At 64.0% G+C, this 17,115-nt stretch carries 13 protein-coding genes; 7 read left to right on the plus strand and 6 right to left on the minus strand.

Annotation, left to right across the window (positions count from 1 at the left end; genetic code table 11):
* Positions 1 to 10: 10 nt before the first annotated feature.
* Together CGLAUT_RS07895 and gdhA are read right to left on the minus strand one after the other, a co-directional pair.
* Complete coding sequence (locus CGLAUT_RS07895) at positions 11 to 841, minus strand: DivIVA domain-containing protein (protein ID WP_290184472.1); 831 nt, start codon at positions 839 to 841, stop codon at positions 11 to 13.
* Between the two features lie 59 nt (positions 842 to 900).
* Positions 901 to 2,247 (minus strand): NADP-specific glutamate dehydrogenase, encoded by a 1,347-nt coding sequence (gdhA, locus tag CGLAUT_RS07900; protein ID WP_095660241.1) that lies wholly within the window; start codon positions 2,245 to 2,247, stop codon positions 901 to 903.
* A 216-nt stretch (positions 2,248 to 2,463) separates the two neighbouring features.
* Here gdhA and CGLAUT_RS07905 point away from each other — a divergent pair, with 216 nt between their 5' ends.
* On the plus strand, positions 2,464 to 3,669 hold the full coding sequence (locus CGLAUT_RS07905) for a glycerate kinase (RefSeq protein ID WP_290184473.1): 1,206 nt from the start codon (positions 2,464 to 2,466) through the stop codon (positions 3,667 to 3,669).
* Here the strand turns inward: CGLAUT_RS07905 and CGLAUT_RS07910 are convergent.
* Positions 3,639 to 4,037, minus strand: a complete 399-nt coding sequence (locus tag CGLAUT_RS07910; RefSeq protein ID WP_290184474.1) for a hypothetical protein — start codon at positions 4,035 to 4,037, stop codon at positions 3,639 to 3,641. The two genes, CGLAUT_RS07905 and CGLAUT_RS07910, sit on opposite strands and share 31 nt — an antisense overlap.
* Positions 4,038 to 4,081: 44 nt before the next feature.
* On the opposite strand from CGLAUT_RS07910, the gene CGLAUT_RS07915 reads away from it, so the two are divergent.
* The 6 genes from CGLAUT_RS07915 (at position 4,082) to CGLAUT_RS07940 (ending at position 12,596) form a co-directional block, all read left to right on the plus strand.
* Positions 4,082 to 5,428 (plus strand): DUF4921 family protein, encoded by a 1,347-nt coding sequence (locus tag CGLAUT_RS07915; RefSeq protein ID WP_290184476.1) that lies wholly within the window; start codon positions 4,082 to 4,084, stop codon positions 5,426 to 5,428.
* Positions 5,425 to 6,660, plus strand: coding sequence for an amidohydrolase (locus CGLAUT_RS07920; protein WP_290184477.1), 1,236 nt, complete (start codon positions 5,425 to 5,427; stop codon positions 6,658 to 6,660). Before CGLAUT_RS07915 ends, CGLAUT_RS07920 begins: the two co-directional genes overlap by 4 nt.
* Positions 6,661 to 6,724: 64 nt before the next feature.
* Positions 6,725 to 9,136, plus strand: coding sequence for a glycogen/starch/alpha-glucan phosphorylase (locus tag CGLAUT_RS07925; protein WP_290184479.1), 2,412 nt, complete (start codon positions 6,725 to 6,727; stop codon positions 9,134 to 9,136).
* A gap of 124 nt (positions 9,137 to 9,260) precedes the next feature.
* Positions 9,261 to 11,150, plus strand: a complete 1,890-nt coding sequence (locus CGLAUT_RS07930; protein ID WP_290187095.1) for a chorismate-binding protein — start codon at positions 9,261 to 9,263, stop codon at positions 11,148 to 11,150.
* Positions 11,137 to 11,838 (plus strand): suppressor of fused domain protein, encoded by a 702-nt coding sequence (locus CGLAUT_RS07935; RefSeq protein WP_290184481.1) that lies wholly within the window; start codon positions 11,137 to 11,139, stop codon positions 11,836 to 11,838. The genes CGLAUT_RS07930 and CGLAUT_RS07935 overlap by 14 nt, the downstream gene beginning before the upstream one ends.
* 2 nt (positions 11,839 to 11,840) lie before the next feature.
* Entirely contained in the window at positions 11,841 to 12,596 is a 756-nt protein-coding gene (locus CGLAUT_RS07940; RefSeq protein ID WP_290184483.1) for an aminotransferase class IV, read from the plus strand.
* Here the strand turns inward: CGLAUT_RS07940 and CGLAUT_RS07945 are convergent.
* The 3 genes from CGLAUT_RS07945 to pyk form a co-directional block, all read right to left on the minus strand.
* Positions 12,586 to 13,107, minus strand: coding sequence for a hypothetical protein (locus tag CGLAUT_RS07945; RefSeq protein WP_290184484.1), 522 nt, complete (start codon positions 13,105 to 13,107; stop codon positions 12,586 to 12,588). The genes CGLAUT_RS07940 and CGLAUT_RS07945 overlap by 11 nt on opposite strands.
* A gap of 82 nt (positions 13,108 to 13,189) precedes the next feature.
* A complete protein-coding gene (locus tag CGLAUT_RS07950) occupies positions 13,190 to 15,613 on the minus strand; it encodes an excinuclease ABC subunit UvrA (RefSeq protein WP_290184486.1) in 2,424 nt (807 codons plus the stop codon).
* A 15-nt stretch (positions 15,614 to 15,628) separates the two neighbouring features.
* A complete protein-coding gene (gene pyk / locus CGLAUT_RS07955; RefSeq protein WP_290184487.1) occupies positions 15,629 to 17,056 on the minus strand; it encodes a pyruvate kinase in 1,428 nt (475 codons plus the stop codon).
* Between the last annotated feature and the right edge of the window lie 59 nt (positions 17,057 to 17,115).

Raw genomic sequence — 17,115 nt, forward strand, 5'->3', positions numbered from 1 at the left:
GAATAACGGCTTAGTAGTCCTCTGGGTACGCGTCAGCCGGCGCCTGCTCGGTGCGCGGGCGACGGCGCGGGGTGCGCTCGATTCGCTCGCCCCGGTCCGTCCGCTCGCCGCGCTCACCGCGGCGCTCGTAGCCACCCTCGGGACGCTGCACGCCGGAGGCACCGGCACCGCGACGCAGTGCCGAACGGTCAGAGGACACGGTGCGAAGCACCGAGGAGAGCGACTCCTCGAACTCCGCGAGCTTCGCATCCACGTAGTCGTCGCACTCCGCACGCAGGCGGGCGGACTCGGTGTGCGCCTGCTCCACCAGACGGTGCGCCTCCTCGTCCGCGCGGCGCATCACCTCAGATTCGGAGATCAAGCGCTCCTGCTGCGCAAGACCTTCGTCCACGCTGCGCTGGTACTCCTGGTTACCCGACTCGACCAGGCGCTCCGCCTCTTGGCGTGCGCGGCCCACAGTCACGTCGGCCTCTTCGCGGGCGCGGCCAACCATGTTGTTCGCGTCTTCCTCAGCGTTAGACACCAGCATGGTGGCCTGCGACTGCGCGTCGGTCAGCATGGTCTCGGACTGCGCGTGCGCATCGTCGACCAGACGGCGCGACTCGTCCTCCGCGTCCATCACCAGCACGTCCGCACGCTCCTGCGCACCACGCAGAATCTCGTCCTGCTTGTCCAGCACGTCCTGGGCATCGTCGAGTTCTTCCGGAATGGCGTTGCGCAGATCGTCGAGAAGCACGAGCATCTCGTTGCGCGGCACCATGCAGTTCGAGGTCATGGGCACGCCGTACGCCTGCTCCACGGTCTGGACGAGTTCATCGAGGGCTTCGAATACGCGGTACATGGCACTCAGCGTACGGCGCAAAAAGAGCTTTTCGCTTTACGACGCGTCCCCCGCCGCGCCTAGATCACACCCTGGGCGAGCATTGCGTCCGCGACCTTCTTGAAGCCCGCGATGTTCGCACCGACGATGTAGTCGCCCTCGTGGCCGTACTCGGCTGCGGTCTCGGCCGAGAGCTTGAAGATGTTGCTCATGATGCCGTGGAGACGCTGGTCGGTGTAGTCGAACGTCCACGAGTCGCGGGAAGCGTTCTGCTGCATCTCAAGCGCGGAGGTGGCCACGCCGCCAGCGTTTGCCGCCTTGCCCGGGCCGAAGTTGATCTTGTTGCTGCGGAAGATCTCCACCGCCTCCGGGGTGGACGGCATGTTCGCGCCCTCAGCGACGTAGCGGACACCGTTGTCCACCAGAGTGCGGGCATGCTCGGCTTCCAGCTCATTCTGGGTTGCGCACGGCAGCGCCACGTCTGCCTTGAGATCCCAGATGGAGCCGTCAGAGTGGAAAGTCGTGCCCTGGGCTTCTTCCACGTAGGTGGAGACGCGCTCGCGGCGCTTCTCCTTGACGTCGCGGAGCAGCTCGACGTCGACACCGTTCGGGGTCTCAACCCAGCCGGAGGAATCGGAGAAACCGACTACGGTGGCGCCAAGCTCTTGGGCCTTCTGGATGGCGTAGGTAGCGACGTTGCCGGAACCGGAGACGATCACCTTCGCACCGTCGAGGGACTCACCGTTGGCCTTCATCATTTCCTCGGTGAAGTAGACGCAGCCGAAACCGGTTGCCTCGGTGCGTGCGAGCGAGCCGCCCCACTCCAGTCCTTTGCCGGTGAGCACGCCGGACTCGTGCTGGTTGGCCAGGCGGCGGTACTGGCCGAAGAGGAAGCCGACCTCGCGGCCACCTACGCCGATGTCACCAGCCGGGACGTCGCGGTACTCACCGATGTGGCGCCACAGCTCAGTCATGAAGGACTGGCAGAAGCGCATGACCTCACCCTCGGAGCGGCCCTTGGGGTCGAAGTCGGAGCCGCCCTTGCCACCGCCGATCGGCAGGCCGGTCAAGGAGTTCTTGAAGATCTGCTCGAAGCCCAGGAACTTGATCACGCCGAGGTTCACGCTCGGGTGGAAGCGCAGACCGCCCTTGTAAGGGCCTAGCGCGGAGTTGAACTGCACGCGGAAACCGCGGTTCACGCGGACCTCGTTGTTGTCATCCATCCACGGGACGCGGAAGATGATCTGGCGCTCCGGCTCACAGAGACGCTCGATCAAGCCGTAGTCGGCGTAGTGCGGGTCCTTCTCAAGGACGATTTTCAGCGATTCAAGCACCTCAGCGACCGCCTGGTGGAACTCCGGCTCCCCAGCGTTGCGCTTCAGCAGTTTGTCGTAGTAGCCAGCAACTTCCTGGTCGATTGCGCTCATGAGCGTCTCCTCCGGAATCCATATCTATTGGGCGGCAGATTTGCCACATGGCATGATACAAAACATTTCACCGCCATGCCCAGTGATGCCTGTCCCAAGCTACGTCCAGCCGTTGCGGGTTTTTGAACCGGGGGCGGAGCTCATCCCCCCCGCGCCGTTAAACTGGGCCGTCACACGCCTAACCGCCCCGCACGCTTTGCACTCGAGGTCACAAACATGAGTTTCACTTCCTCCCCCCGCCCAGTGAATGCCACCGACGCTGCCGATGCAGCTGGTACTGAACGTTCCACCAAGGTGGTCATCGCCCCTGACGCCTTCAAAGGCACCGCCTCCGCACAGCAGGCTGCCCAGTGGCTGGGCGAAGGCATCCGGGAAGTGATCAAGGACGCCGACATTTACCTCGCGCCGATGGCCGACGGCGGTGAAGGCACCTCGGAACTCTTCGCGGGCGAGCGCATCACCCTGCCCACCACGGACGCGGCCGGACGCCTGACAGAGGCAAGCTACACTTACGACGCCTCGACCACCACCGCGTTCATCGACGTCGCGGCCGCATCGGGCTTGCCCGCCGTCGCCGAAAACCCGGTGCCGATGACCGGAGATACATACGGCACCGGCGTACTCATCGCAGATGCACAGACCCGCGGCGCGACCCGCATCGCACTCGGCCTGGGCGGCTCCGCCACCATCGACGGCGGTACTGGCATCCTCGTGGCGCTTGGAGCGAACCCGATCGACGCCCGTGGCTACCAGCTCAAGCCAGGCGGCGGTGCACTGCGCGACATCGCGGACCTTGACACCGCGAAGGTGAACATCCCCGCCGGTGCCGTCGATTGGCTTTTGCTTGTCGACGTCGCCGCCCCCGCCACCGGCGACCACGGCGCCGCAGCGGTGTTCGGCCCGCAAAAAGGGGCCTCCGAAGAGGACGTGGAGGTGCTCGATGAGGGGCTTGCAAGGCTTTGCGACGTCGCGGGCGTCGACCCTACAACTCCCGGGATGGGCGCGGCGGGCGGTGTTGGCATTGGCTTGACCTGGCTGTCTACCTTGCTGCACGGCGACGCTTCGCACGTCCAGATCGTGCCCGGCGCGCGCATGGTCGCAGACGCGAACGGGCTCGCAGAACAGCTCACCGACGCAGCACTGGTGATCACAGGCGAGGGCCGCTTCGACGCTCAGACTGCCGCTGGAAAGGTCGCGGCCACCGTCTTCGATCTCGTGGAGGAGCACAACCCGGAGGCGGTGGTCGCCGTGGCCTCAGGCGAGTTCCAGGACACGCCTCGCGAAGTTGCCAGCAACGAGGTCATCGCCGTGACGTTGCCCGACCCTTCCGAGGCAGGCGAAGCCGGCACCGCCGAGCAGCTGCGCCGCGCCGGCGCAGAGATCGCAGTCGCCTACCTGCGGACCTCGACGGTCCAGGGGTAGATCGAAGCAACCTCAAACTGGTCCTGCTGTTCGAGGGCGGCCGGGTCATTCGGCAGCGTCGCTTTCGGAGTGAGAATGCGTGACAGCCCCATTGCGAGGCGGTTGTAGCTGTCTGCGCCCTCGGCGGTGATCACGTAGCGGTGGACCTGCGCGCCGTCATCTGCCGGATCGGTACCGCGGTCCGCTTCATAGGTAGAGGTTAGCTGGGCGTGCACGGTGGCGTCGATAAGCAAGGTACCCTCCTGGACCACCGACCCAGCGGTGAGTTTGCCGCGGCGAACGAGGATGTCGAGCGCTCGCTGAAAGGCCGCGCCGACCTCGTCAGCGGCGGTGGGCGGGACCAGGACGTCGAACACAATGGCTGGCATGCCTTCCAAGGCTAGCCTTCGGTGGCGCGAGTAGGGTGCAAAGCATGCCTTTGGACGTGCAATCGCCGAAACATGCCTTGACCACGATGGCTGACGGCACGATCAAACAAGTCAGCCCGTTTTCCGGAACGCAGGTGTGGACCGTGCCCGGGCGGGGCAACCGGCCGTTGTCGAACCGCTCGAAGGAACCGGAAGCGCTGGGAGACGATGCGTTTACGCACTCGTGCAACTTCTGCGAGGCGAAGCAGCTGGCTACCCCACCGGAAAAAACCCGCACATTCCGCGGCGAAGATGGCCGGTGGCAAATCCTGCGCGACCAGATGCCGCACCAGCTTGGCGAGACTCGCGCGGAGTTCCGCCGCGTACCCAACCTGTTCGAGATCGTCTCCTACGACTACTGGGTGCAGAACTACGGCTACGAGATGCCGGAGGGCCGGCGCCGGCACATGGAGACCTACTTGGCCGACTCGGCTGGCCGCGAGCACGTGTATGAGATTGCGCGCACGCGCATGCGCGCTTCTGGTCTGGGCGAGGCGGAGAGCGAAGATGAGCTTTTGGCCCTTGCGCCCGCGTATTTCGGCGGCGGGCACGACGTGATTATCGCGCGGCGGCACTTCGTCGACGGTGCGACGGATGATTCGCAGTTGGCCAGCTCCGGCACGCTGACCCCGGACGAGCACCATGGCTTCACCGCTTTCACTATCGACGCCCTGCGTGACCTGCTCGAGGCGAACCGCTACGCGCCGTACGTGGTGGTGTTTCAGAACTGGCTCTCTGCTGCCGGTGCCTCGTTCGACCACCTGCACAAGCAGCTGGTCACAATTGATGAGCGCGGCGTGCAGGCCGAGATGGAGATTGCGAAGCTGCGCCGCAACCTCAACATGTACAACGAGTGGGGCGTGAACTACGCGTCGTATCACAACTTGGTCATCGCAGAGAACGACTATGCGGTGGTGGTTGCTGGCATTGGGCACCGCTACCCCACTACGGCGATCTACTCGAAATCCGCGACGTGTGAACCGTGGCGCCAATCGGAGGAAGAGGTGCGCGGCTTCTCCGACTTGTTGCATGCCGTGCACGCCGCGACCGGGCCCGAGGTTGCCTGCAACGAGGAGTGGCATTACCGCCCGGTGGATTTGGACGTACCGATGCCGTGGCGCGTGAACATTAAGTGGCGCCTCTCCACCGTCGCCGGGTTCGAGGGCAACACGAAGATCTACGTGAACACGCTTTCTCCGTTCGACGTGCGCGACCGGCTGGTAACCAACCTCTATCGGCTGCGCGATGAGGGCCGTGTTGCGGGCGATATCCGCATTGCCGCCGAGTGCACCCCCGCGCGCAACGTGCTGCTCTACAACCCGATGCTGAGTAAGGAAGGGCAAGACCGATGACCACCGTGCCGATGCACCAGCTGCTTGAGACCTACGAGATCGATGCCGCGTGGCAGCGCGAGTTCTACGAGTGGATGCACGCCAACCCGGAGCTGGCAATGCAGGAACACGAAACCCACGCCCGCATCCTGAAGGAGCTTGAGCGCTTCGACTGCGAGGTGATCGCACCGATCGGCGGCACGGGTATCTGCGCGGTATTTACAAATGGCGATGGCCCGGTCGTGCTGCACCGCGCCGACTTCGACGCCCTTCCAGTCACCGAGGCGACCGGCGTGGACTACGCGGCAACCACCGGCACCATGCACGCCTGCGGTCACGACATTCACACCGCTGCGCTGCTGGGGGTCTGCGACTTTATGGACCACACCCGCGATCAGTGGGCTGGCACGTTCATCGCGCTGTTCCAGCCGGCAGAGGAGACCGCCGAAGGCGCTGCGGCAATGGTCGAAGATGGTTTGGTGGACCGCATTCCGCACCCGGATGTGTGTTTCGGACAGCACGTGATGCCGGGTCGCGCCGGCGAGGTCATGAGCAAACCCGGCCCGCAGTTCGCCGCGTGCGATTCGATCCGCATCACCATCCCGGGCCGCAGCGCGCACGGCTCGATGCCGCACAATTCGATCGACCCGACGTTCACTGCGGCGATGATCATCGCGCGTCTCCAGGGCATCGTCGGCCGCGAGGTCAACCCCGCCGATTTCGCAGTGGTCACCGTTGCCAGCGTGCACGCCGGCAGCACCATCAACATCATCCCGGCGGAAGCCGAGCTGGTACTCAACTGCCGCTTCTACTCCGACAAGGTCAAGGCGAAGGTGTACGCGTCCATCGAGCGGATCGTGCACGCAGAGGTCGCAGCTTCAGGAGCCGAGGGCGAGGCCAAGATCGAGTTCTTCGCTCACGGGGACTTGCTCACTAACGACGAAGCGTTGTTCGAGACCGTCCGCGCTCGCTTCGACGAGGCGTTCGGGGAAACTTCCGTCACCGCCGACCCGAAGACGGTCTCCGAGGACTTCCCCACTATCCCAACCGCATTCGGCGCGCCCTACCTTTTCTGGCTGATCGGATGCACGCCGCAACATGTGTGGGATAAGGCAGTCGCTGAGGATCGCGTTGACCTAGATGTGCCGGTGAACCACATGCCGACATTCCTTCCGGAGTACGAGCCGACGATCCGGGCGGCGACGGATGCTGGTGTGGTGGCAGCGTTGACGCTGCTCGCTCGCGCTGAGTAAGCGCGGGTGGGTAGGTAGGCTTGGCCGGGCATTGGCTGCACAGCTTCTCCGAAAGGTTTGATGAATGGACACCCACGTACACACCCCTGAGCTGAAAGACACTCTCGCTGGCCACGTCAAGGGCTTTTCCGGCAAATCACCTTCGAACTCCACCGTGGAGAAATTCTGGACCGGCCTTTCGGCCGCAGTGGTCGAGCAGATTGCCGACAACTGGGAGGAGACCCGAAACACCTACGCCGGCGCCCGCCAGGCAGCGTACTTCTCGGCTGAGTTCCTGCAGGGTCGCGCACTGCTGAACAACCTGACCAACCTCGGCCTCGTCGAGCAGGCGGAAGAAATCACCCGCGAACTTGGCCATGAGCTTTCGGACGTGCTTGAAGCTGAAAGCGACGCAGCACTGGGCAACGGCGGCCTTGGTCGATTGGCCGCCTGCTTCCTGGATTCCGCAGTCACCCAGGATTACCCGCTCACCGGCTACGGCCTGCTCTACCGCTATGGCCTATTCCGCCAGGAGTTCGTGGACGGCTTCCAAAAGGAGCACCCGGACGCATGGAAGGAAGCCTTCTACCCGTTCGTTGTCCGCCGCAACACGCAGCAGCGCTTTGTGAAGTTCGACGACATGCAGGTGCGCGCGGTGCCCTACGACATGCCGATCACCGGCTACGGCACCGACAACGTGGGCACGCTGCGTCTGTGGGACGCGCTGCCGATGCACGAGTTCGATTACGACGCGTTTAGCTCCCAGCGCTTCACCGACGCGATCCTGGAGCGCGAGGCCGTGCACGACATCACCCGCGTGCTGTACCCGAACGACTCCTCTTACGCCGGCAAGCTGCTGCGCGTTCGCCAGCAGTACTTCTTCGTGTCCGCCTCGCTGCAGGAGCTGGTGGAAAACTACGTCACCCACCACGGCGACGATCTGAGCCGTTTCCACGAGTACAACTCCATCCAGCTCAACGACACTCACCCGGTGCTGGGCATCCCGGAGCTCATGCGCATCCTGCTCGACGAGCACGACATGAGCTGGGAGGACGCCTGGGAAGTCACCACCAAGACCTTCGCGTACACCAACCACACCGTGCTGCAAGAGGCACTGGAGACGTGGGAAGAGTCCATCTTCAAGCAGCTGTTCTGGCGCATTTGGGAGATCGTGCAGGAGATCGACCGCCGCTACCGCATCGACATGGAAGCCCGCGGCATCGAACCGGAGCTTGCTCACAAGTACTCCCCGGTGCACGACGGCATCGTCCACATGGCCTGGATCGCTTGCTACGCCTCGTACTCGATCAACGGCGTGGCCGCGATCCACACCGAGATCATCAAGCGCGACACCTTGGGCTACTGGCACGAGCTCGCCCCGGAGAAGTTCAACAACAAGACTAACGGCGTCACCCCGCGCCGCTGGCTGCGCATGTGCAACCCGCGCCTGAGCGAGCTGCTGGATCGCCTCGCCGGCAACGACGACTGGGTCACCGACCTGTCCAAGCTCAAGGAGCTGCGCCACTTCGCAGATGACCCGGAGGTCATGCGCGAGCTGCGAGAGATCAAGAACGCGAACAAGCGCGACTTCGCCGAGTGGATCAACGAGCGCCAGGGCGCAGAAATCGATCCGGACTCGATCTTCGACGCGCAGATCAAGCGCCTGCACGAGTACAAGCGCCAGCTGATGAACGCACTCTACATCATTGACCTGTACTTCCGCATTAAGAAAGACGGCTACACCGATGTGCCGAAGCGCACTTTCATTTTCGGCGCCAAGGCAGCGCCCGGCTACGTCATGGCTAAGGGCATCATCAAGCTGATCAACACCGTCGCGGACCTCGTGAACAACGACCCGGAGGTTTCGAAGTACATCCACATCGTGTTCGTGGAGAACTACAACGTCTCCCCTGCCGAGCACATCATCCCGGCCTCGGACGTCTCGGAGCAGATCTCCACCGCCGGTAAGGAAGCCTCCGGCACCTCGAACATGAAGTTCATGATGAACGGCGCTCTCACGCTGGGCACCATGGACGGCGCGAACGTCGAGATCGTCGATTCCGTCGGCGAGGACAACGCCTACATCTTCGGCGCGCTCGAGGAGGAGCTGCCGGAGCTGAAGCGCAACTACAATCCGCGCGAGGCAGCTACCGAAACGCCTGGCCTCATGCGAGCGCTCGATGCGCTTGTCGACGGCACGCTGGACGACCAGGGCACCGGCATGTTCCACGACATCCGCGAGTCCCTGCTTAACGGCTTCGGCTACGATGCCGCCGACGTCTACTACGTGCTCGGCGACTTCGCCTCCTACCGCGAGACCCGCGATCGCATGGCCCAGGAGTACTACGCCGATCCGGACCACTGGGCACGCATGTGCTGGATCAACATCTGCGAGTCCGGCCGCTTCTCCTCCGACCGCACCATCCGCGACTACGCGGAGGAGGTCTGGAAGATCCAGCCGACCCCGATCCACCCGGAGTTGGGGTCAAAGCGCTGAAGCGGTTAAAGCGGTGAAGCCGAGCACTCGCCTATGAACGCCCCCTTCACCGCGTTCCAGGCCAACCCCAACGCCATCGCCTACGAACCGCCAAAAACCCGTACGCTACGCTGCCTCTGTGACCATGCCCGAGGGTGCGACGCGTCGCCAAAAGATCCTCCTCGTTGACAACAACGACTCGTACACGTTCAACCTCGCCCACCTCATCGCGAAGGCGTCGGGCAACGAACCACTCGTCGTCGCCGCCACCGAGGTCGATGCACTCAACCTCCGAGCACGCATCACAGCCGGCGAGTTCAGCCACATCGTCATCTCCCCCGGCCCCGGCACGCCGGAGAACGACGCGGACTTCGCCGGCTCCCGCCGCGTAATCGAAGCCGCCGCCAGCATCCCGCTACTCGGCGTCTGCCTCGGCCACCAGGGCCTCGCTGCGCTCGCAGGCAGCCGCGTCACCCGCGCCCCGCAACCGCGCCACGGCTTCGTCAGCCAGATCACCCACTCCGGCGAAGGCATCTTCGCGGGCCTGCCCCAAAATTTCGACGCCGTGCGCTACCACTCGCTGCACATCACCGAAGTCCCCGGCATCACCGTCCACGCACGCAGCGAAGACGGCATCATCCAGGCCCTCAAAGTCGACGACCGACCGCACTGGGGCGTGCAGTTCCACCCGGAATCAATCCTCACCCAGCACGGTGAGCAGCTCATCAGAAACTTCCTGGGAGCACGGTGGCACATCGAGCATGTGCTTATCGACGCCCCCTTGAACCCGCAGCACATATTCAACGCAATCCGGGCCGACGGGAACCACGCGTTTTGGCTCGACTCTGCGGATGCGCGCGGGCGGTACTCCATCATCGGCGACGCCACAGGGTCGCTCAGCCGCGTCATCCCCTACCGCCTCGGCGGCGATCCGGACATTCTCACGACGCTGGAACAGGAACTCGACGCGGGCCTCGCCAACCCGCCCGACCTGCCGTTCACTGGCGGGCTCGTGGGATACCTGGGCTACGAATGCGCGCAGCTGACGCTGCCGTACACCTCATGCCACCGCCCCGAAACCCCGGACGCGTACTTCGTGCGGCCGCAGTCCTGGATCGTCATCGACCACCAAAAACACGTCGCCCACCTCTGCTGCCTGCATGAAGGCACGCCGACGGAAGAAACCGCGCAGCTCCTCGCCCGGCTGGAGAAGGCGCTGGAGGGTGAGGATGTGGGGTTCAAGGGGGCGTCGATAAGCAATGGCTCCTGGCGAACCGACGATTACCTCGACCGGATCGAGCAAGCCCAGGAGAGTTTGCATGCGGGAGAGAGCTACGAGGTGTGCCTGACTGACGCCTACGAGGCGGAGGCGAGCGGCGAGCTTTACCCCGACCTGCGCGCGCATAATCCCGCGCCGTACGCCGCGCACCTGTGCTTCGGCGAGGTGGAGGTGATGAGTGCTTCACCAGAGCGCTTCCTCACCGTGCGTGATCGCGTGGTGGAGGCGAAGCCAATCAAGGGCACGATCGCGCGGAATGAGGACCCGGAACTTTTGACCAGCGACCCGAAAACGCGTGCGGAGAACCTGATGATCGTGGATCTGCTGCGCAACGACCTGTCGCGGGTATGCGTACCCGGCACTGTCGAGGTGCCGAAGTTGATGGCGGTGGAGACCTTTGCCACGGTGCACCAGCTGGTGTCCACGGTGACGGGGACGCTGCGCAACGATGCGAGCCTGGTGGACTTGCTGCGCGCGGCATTTCCGCCGGGGTCGATGACGGGCGCGCCGAAGCTGCGCACCTGCGAGATCATCGACGCGCTCGAGACCGGTCCGCGTGGCGTGTACTCGGGTGCGCTGGGCTACCTCGGCTTCGACGGTCAGGCTGACTTAAGCGTGGTGATCCGCACGGCGGTGCGCACCGGTGAGAAGCTCACCGTCGGTGCGGGCGGTGCGATCGTGTTGGACTCGGATCCCGGCGCAGAGCTCGCTGAGAGGAACCTGAAGTCGCAGGCAGTCCTGGGTGCGTGGCAGTAGGCTCGTCGAGGTGTTCAACTTCTTCAACAAAACGCAGCCGGAACCAGAAGACCGAGAAGGTCCAGAAGACGTCGTCGACTTCCGCCTCGCGCCAATCCTCGGCGAGGACTACACCGTCTTCCACGAGCTCATCTCGGATGAGCTGCACATCGACGTGTACTGCTGGGAGCCCACGCAGGAGCGCCCATTCTGGACGCTGGTCACCTCCGGCATGAACGAGTACCGGATGCCGATGCCGCAAGGCAGCGAGGAATACAACCGCACCGAACTGGTAATGACGCTGCCCGGCGACTGGCCGCTCGCCGAGATCAACTCCCGGCGCGGCGAGGAAGCCGACCGGATCGCCTGGCCGATGAACCTGATCAAGTCCACCGCGCGCCTGCCGAAGGACATGAACACGTGGCTGGGGTACGGCACCACGATTCAAGCTGGCCCCGACCTGCACGACACCTATCCGGGCAGCGAATTCTCCGGCATCATCATCGGCGGCGTGCTTACGCTGGACACGGAGGGCAACCTCCTGGCCACGCCAGTCGGCAACGAGAAGGTCCACTTCCTCGGCGTTTACCCCGTGTACCCGTCCGAGATGGAGGCGGCGCTGGCGCAGGGCTGCGAGCCCGTGCTGGATTTGCTCTACGACGGCGGCTTTGTCGAGGGTGCCCACCCGGGCCGCCCTGCCCTGATTTAGCCGTGCGCAGCTACCGCTGGGCCGGCGGCGAGCTCGTCGCGTGCGACCCCGCCCAGGGACCGTTCACCGTCGCCGACTCTTGGCGGCACTCCCGCGGCCGCGCCCACGGCTTCGCGGAACACATCGCGCGCTTCGAAGCCACCGCAGGCCCGCTCCCCCGCGGCTTCCTCGTGGCCCTGTTGGGTGTGCTCGACCCATCGCTCGAGCTCTTCCCCCGCATCGCACTCAGTCAGGGGCAATTGCTTGTCGACGTTCGCGTTGCACCCACCGCACGCACCCGCACAACCCTGACGTATGTTCACGCCGCTACCGACACCGCAGATCCCCGCACGCAGCCCCTGGTGAAAGGCCCTGACTTCCCAGCGTTCGCTGCATACCGGAAACGCCATCAGGTCGCGGGCACCGATGACACCGTGATCACAGACGCCGACGGTGCACTGTTGGAAACCACCACCGGCGCGCTGGTGGCGTGGGTTGACGACGCGCTGGTTGTACCCGACGGCGTGTGGTTACCCAGCATCACCCTTGCGCAGGTGGCGGAGCGGGCGAGAGCGTTGGGCCTAGGCGTCGATAAGCGAAAGCTCTCTTTGGAACTGTGTGCGAGTGCTCCGCTGTGGTTTTTGAACTCCCTGCATGGTGTGAGCCCGGTGAGTGAACTGCGCGCGGGCGAGCAAAGAGTGACCCCTCCGACGCACCCGAACGCTGCCGACTGGCAGGCCTGGTGGTGGGAGGGGTTTGAAAGCGTAACTACGGCTTAGCCACCTGGACGACCTTGCGGTCACCCAACGGTGCCTTGAGCGACACAACCATGCTGCCTTCGAGGGCGATGGCAATGCAGGCTTCCGGCGCGTTAGGCAGGACACCCGAGTAAAGGCGTACCTTCACCTCGGTATCGGTCTCCTCAACATCGGCGTACTGGCCGTAGCATTCCGGCGTGCCGGTGGTGTAGAAGATACGCACAGCGTCGCTACCTTCAACCTTCTCCCACTTCGACCACGCGGTCTCTTCGGCCTGCTTGATCGAGCGGTTCGGAGTGACGTCTGAATCACGCTTTGCTGGGCCGGTCCCTGTGCCAGGCTCAGTGGTCGGCGTTGTGGAAGTGGTTGGAGCCGAGGTAATGGTGGTGGCGGTCGAGGACGGCTTCTCGGAAGAGCCGGACCCAGTGCCAGCGTTGAAGCCGACAAAGAGCCCAATCACGGTGAGCAGGCCGACAACGCCGGCAATGATCTGTTCGATGGGGAGCGGAAGTTGTGGAAGACGCATACTCATGTTGTACATCGTCCAAAACTATCGCTCAACCCTATCAATCAGGTTTTTCTCAGGGGCAGTCCTACCCCCTCAGTGGGTGGAGTTACCCCGCCCGCTGCGCAAGCACCCGTCCGGTCGCGGTGTCACATTCGGCGAGTTCTGCCGGTGTGCCCTCGGCGACCACTTGCCCGCCGTCGTTACCGGCGCCGGGACCCATCTCGATGACGCGATCCGCCTGCGCTATCACCGAGAGGTCGTGCTCGACCACGATTACGGTCTGCCCCGCATCGACGAGACCGTTGAGCTCCTTGACCAGCAAGGCCACATCTGCGGGATGGAGGCCAGTGGTGGGCTCGTCGAGCAGGTACACGGTGTGTCCTCGGCGCGAGTTGCGGGAGCGTTGCAGCTCGGTCGCCAGTTTGATGCGCTGCGCTTCGCCGCCGGACAGTTCCGGAGCACCTTGCCCCAACCGCAGGTACCCCAGACCCACAGCTTGCAGGGTTTCGACAGCGCGGCGGATCCTCGGCTCGTCGGCGAACTCATCTGCGGCCTCGTCGACGGTCAGGTTGAGTACATCCGCGATGTTCAGACCCTCCCAGGAGACTTCAAGCGTCTCGTCGTTGTATCGGGCGCCATTGCAGTCCGGACAGGTGGTGTAGGAACCGGGCAAGAACACCAGCTCCACCTCGATCTTGCCGGCGCCGCCGCATGTCGGGCACTGCCCCTGCTTCACGTTGTAGGAAAACCGCGACACGGTCCATTTACGGTCCTTCGCCTCGGTGGTGTCCGCGAAGAGTTTGCGCACGCCGTCGAAGAGCCTCGTGTACGTCGCCAGCGTCGAGCGCGGAGTGCGCCCGATCGGCTTCTGGGTGATCTGCACGACGCGGTTAACCGCGTCGAAGCCCTCGCGCTTGTCGACGGTCCATCCGGTCTCCCCCGTTGTCGCCTCCGACTCGGCCTCGTCGTTGTCCTCATCTACGACTGCCGACGCAGCTTCGCGCACTACACCAGCGAGCACGGTGCTGACCAACGTGGATTTGCCTGAGCCGGACACACCGGCCACAGCGGTGAACTGCCCGAGCCCAAACTCAACGTTCAGCCCTTGAATAGAGCGGGCCTCCACACCGGACAGCGTCAGGGTGCCAGCAGCGGACCGTGGGTCGTCGTTAAGCGTGAGAGTGCGATTGGCCAGCGCCGTCGCAGTGGGCGCATCCCCGGAGTATTCGCTGGTGGGCCCGGAGTAGACAACCTCCCCGCCTCGTTCGCCGGCGAGCGGGCCGACATCGACGAGCCAATCAGTTTGCGCGACGAGTTCCATGTCGTGCTCGACCAGGAGCACGGAGTTGCCAGCGTCGATGAAGCGTCGGCAGATGTCGAGCACCGCTCCGCGCTCGGCAGGGTGAAGTCCGGCGGACGGCTCGTCAAGCACGTATGCCACGCCGAATAGGCCGGACCGCAGCTGCGCTGACAAGCGGATGCGTTGCAGCTCACCGGCGGAAAGCGTTGGCGCGGGGCGATCCAGGCTCAGGTGAGCGAGACCGAGGTCGAGCGCCGACTCCAGCGCCGGCAGGATCTGCTTCAGCAGCAGGTCTTCGGCGGAGCCTGTTTGGGGCTTCTGCGCTGCAAGGATCTCGTGGACACGGTCCAGTGGGAGGGCGCCGAGCTCGTCGATAGGCATGCCGGCGTAGGTGACCTTGAGCGCCTCGGGGTTGAGGCGCCGACCGTTGCACGTCTCGCAAACGCGCGATTCCATGTAGGATAGCACACGTTTGCGCAGCGTGTCCGACTGAGTTTCTGCGAGCGTGTTGGTCAAGTAGGACGCGACCGAACGCCATGTGCCCTCATAGTTGCGTTGAATCTGGTCGGCGCCGCGCAGGGGCTTGACGGTGACCACGGGGCGCTCGTCAGTGAAGAGGATCCACTCGCGGTCCTTCTTCGACAGGTCCTGCCATGGGGAATCGAGGTCATAGCCAAGCGTTTGCAGGATGTCGTGGAAGTTCTTGCCTGCCCAGGCTCCTGGCCAAGCAGCGATGGCGCCGCCCTCGATCGACAGCGTCGGGTCTGGGACCATCGACTGCTCGGTCGGCTCGTGCACCACCCCAGTGCCCTGGCATGTCGGACACATGCCCTCGGGCGTGTTGGGCGAGAACGAGTCGGAGTAAAGCCCCTTCGGATTGTCGCCGGCACGCGAGTACAACAGGCGGATGCTGTTGGACAGCGCGGAGACCGTCCCCACCGTTGAGCGCGCCCCGCCGCCGGAAGTGGATTGCTCGAGAGCCACGGTCGGTGGCAGTCCTTTCACTGAGCCCACCTGCGGGTCCACTGCAGCGCCGATGAGGCGACGCGCGAAAGGCGCTACCGATTCTAAGTAGCGCCGCTGCCCCTCGCCGTGAATGGTGCCAAACGCCAGGGAGGACTTGCCCGAGCCGGATACCCCAGTTACCGCCACGAGCTGGCCGCGCGGAATGTCTACATCTACGTTGCGCAGATTGTGAAGGTGGGCATCACGGATCTCAATGTCAGCCATGCCCACCGAGGGTAGCTACTGCGGGTTGCGGGTGTCCTCACCGAGCTGGTGCACGTGGATCGTGTTCGTGGTACCAGCGACCCCCGGCGGGGTACCAGCGACAAGCACCATGGTGTCACCGAGGTTGTACTTCTCCACAGAGAGCAGCTGCTCATCAACGGTACGAATCATGTCGTCAGTGGAGTAGACGTCCGGGCACAGGAACGTCTCCACACCCCACGTCACCGCAAGCTGCGAGCGCACCTGCTGCACCGGAGTGAACACCAGCAGCGGCAGCTCCGGGTGCAACCGGGCGACGCGGCGCGCAGTATCGCCAGAGGTAGTGAACGTGACAATCGCTTTCGCGTTCAAGCGGTCCGCAATATCATTCGCGGAGTACGACACCACACCTCGCTTTGTGCGTGGAATGTGGTTCAGCGGTGGTACCGAGCCCATCGTCTCCGCCGAACGCACGATGCGGCCCATTGTGCGCACCACGTTGTGCGGGTCCACACCCACCGAAGTCTCACCGGAAAGCATCACCGCGTCCGCACCGTCGAGCACGGCATTCGCCACATCGGAAGCCTCGGCGCGGGTCGGTCGGGAGTTCTCGATCATCGAATCAAGCATTTGCGTTGCGACGATCACCGGTTTCGCATTCTCACGTGCAATCTGAATCACACGCTTTTGCACCAGCGGCACCTGCTCAAGCGGAATCTCCACACCCAAGTCACCGCGGGCAACCATGACCGCGTCGAAAGCGAGCACGATCGACTCGAGCGCATCGACAGCTTCGGGCTTTTCCAGCTTCGCGATCACGGGGACACGGCGACCGACCTCGTCCATGATCTCGTGGACCAAGTCGACATCAGACGGGGAACGCACAAAGGAGAGCGCGATCAAGTCGACACCGAGACGCAACGCAAAGCGGAGGTCTTCTTTGTCTTTCTCACTCAGCGCCGGCACGGAAATGTTCATGCCCGGAAGCGAAACACCCTTGTTGTTGGAAACGGGGCCGCCTTCGGTCACCTCGCAAACCACATCGTTGCCGTCGACTTCGAGGCAGACGAGGCCGACCTTGCCATCGTCGACAAGCAAACGATCGCCCGGCTGCGCGTCTTGTGCCAGGTTTTTGTACGTCGTTGACACGCGGTCGTGTGTGCCTACAACATCATCGACGGTGATGCGGACAACCTCACCAGTCTCCCACACGGTCTTGCCGTCGCCCTCGAAGCGGCCCAGACGGATCTTCGGGCCTTGCAGGTCTGCGAGGATGCCGACCGCGTGGCCAGTCTCATCGGTCGCCTCGCGCACCCAGCGATAGTTTTGTTCGTGGTCAGGGTAGTCACCGTGGGAGAAGTTGAGGCGGGCGACATCCATGCCGTCGCGAACAAGTCCCAGAATTGCATCTTTGCTGGCCACAGCCGGGCCGAGCGTACATACGATCTTTGTTCGTCTATCCACGTCGTTTAAACCTAGTTCCTGTTGGCGGTTTCCACAGACCTAGCGCGGACAAAGTTGCG

Source organism: Corynebacterium glaucum (assembly GCF_030408855.1).
Lineage (GTDB): Bacteria > Actinomycetota > Actinomycetes > Mycobacteriales > Mycobacteriaceae > Corynebacterium > Corynebacterium glaucum.

Bases quoted from the DNA above. Each gene is read 5' to 3' on its own strand.
- CGLAUT_RS07895 (WP_290184472.1), bottom strand. From the start codon at position 841: ATGTACCGCGTATTCGAAGCCCTCGATGAACTCGTCCAGACCGTGGAG.
- gdhA (WP_095660241.1), bottom strand. From the start codon at position 2,247: ATGAGCGCAATCGACCAGGAAGTTGCTGGCTACTACGACAAACTGCTG.
- CGLAUT_RS07905 (WP_290184473.1), top strand. From the start codon at position 2,464: ATGAGTTTCACTTCCTCCCCCCGCCCAGTGAATGCCACCGACGCTGCC.
- CGLAUT_RS07910 (WP_290184474.1), bottom strand. From the start codon at position 4,037: ATGCCAGCCATTGTGTTCGACGTCCTGGTCCCGCCCACCGCCGCTGAC.
- CGLAUT_RS07915 (WP_290184476.1), top strand. From the start codon at position 4,082: ATGCCTTTGGACGTGCAATCGCCGAAACATGCCTTGACCACGATGGCT.
- CGLAUT_RS07920 (WP_290184477.1), top strand. From the start codon at position 5,425: ATGACCACCGTGCCGATGCACCAGCTGCTTGAGACCTACGAGATCGAT.
- CGLAUT_RS07925 (WP_290184479.1), top strand. From the start codon at position 6,725: ATGGACACCCACGTACACACCCCTGAGCTGAAAGACACTCTCGCTGGC.
- CGLAUT_RS07930 (WP_290187095.1), top strand. From the start codon at position 9,261: ATGCCCGAGGGTGCGACGCGTCGCCAAAAGATCCTCCTCGTTGACAAC.
- CGLAUT_RS07945 (WP_290184484.1), bottom strand. From the start codon at position 13,107: ATGAGTATGCGTCTTCCACAACTTCCGCTCCCCATCGAACAGATCATT.
- CGLAUT_RS07950 (WP_290184486.1), bottom strand. From the start codon at position 15,613: ATGGCTGACATTGAGATCCGTGATGCCCACCTTCACAATCTGCGCAAC.